1 protein-coding gene is annotated in these 1,391 nt (G+C 61.8%); it reads right to left on the reverse strand.

Annotated elements, in window-relative coordinates:
• A partial coding sequence (locus ACFHWS_RS28440; RefSeq protein WP_416569573.1) for an acyltransferase domain-containing protein occupies positions 1–1,352 on the reverse strand: 1,352 nt, incomplete at its 3' end.
• Between the last annotated feature and the right edge of the window lie 39 nt (positions 1,353–1,391).

Raw genomic sequence — 1,391 nt, forward strand, 5'->3', positions numbered from 1 at the left:
AAAGGATACGTAGGCAAATCAACCACCCGACCCCCAACACCAGCAAACACCGCACCCCAATCCACATCAACCCCACCAACAAAAGCCTCCGCCACCGAAACCAAAAACCGATCCAACCCACCATCATCACGCCGCAAAGACCCCACCACCACAACCGGATCCCCACCACCCACCAACCCAACAGTCTCCTCCACACCCGGCACCAACACCGGATGCGCACTACACTCCACAAACCCCGAAAACCCATCCCCCACCAAACGCCCCACAGTCTCACCAAACAACACCCGCTGCCGCAAATTCCGATACCAATACCCCCCATCCAAACCAACACCATCCACCACACCAGCCTCCACCGTCGAATAAAACGGCACCTCCCCCCGACGCGGAACCACCCCCGCCAACACCTCCAACAACTCAGCCTCAACAGCCTCCACCCGCACAGAATGCGACGCATAATCCACCGGAATCCTCCGCGCCCGAACCCCCTCCCCCTCACACCACGCCACAAAATCCACCACCGCACCCACATCCCCCGAAACAACAGTCCCCGACGGACCATTCACCGCCGCCACACCCAACCCACCACCAAACCCCACAAGCCTCGACTCCACCTCAGCCACCGGCAACGCAACAGACGCCATCGCACCCGGACCCGCCAAAACCCGACCAATCACCCGAGACCGCTCCGCCACCACCCGCGCACCATCAGACAAACTCAACACACCAGCCACCACCGCCGCCGCAATCTCACCCTGCGAATGACCCACCACCGCCGACGGCACCACACCCACCGACCGCCACAACCGCGCCAACGACACCATCACCGCCCACGACACCGGCTGCACCACATCAACCCGACCAAACACATCCACCCCACCACCACGCACCACCTCCACCAAATCCCAATCCACAAACTCCGACAACACCCCCGCACACTCCACCATCGACTCAGCAAACACCGACGACTCATCCATCAACCGCGCACCCATACCCACCCACTGCGCCCCCTGACCCGGAAACACAAACACCACCCGACCACCCGACAACCCACCCGACCCCCCACACACCACACCACCCACACCAAAATCACCCGACGCCACAGCCGCCAACCCACGATCCACAACCACAGAATCAGCACCAAAAACCACCGCCCGACGATCAAACACCGACCGCGTCGACACCAACGACCACCCAACATCCACCAACCGCGCACCCCCCAAAACACCCCGAAGACGATCAGCCTGCGCCCGCAACGCCACCTCCGACCTACCCGACAACACCACCGGAACCACCGGAAGCCCCCGCACCACCACCGAATCACCGACACCACCAACAGAAACAGACTCCCCCACCACAGGAGCCTCCTCCAAAATCAAATGAGCATTCGTACC

It is taken from the genome of Micromonospora sp. LOL_013, from assembly GCF_048060315.1.
Lineage (GTDB): Bacteria > Actinomycetota > Actinomycetes > Mycobacteriales > Micromonosporaceae > Micromonospora_E.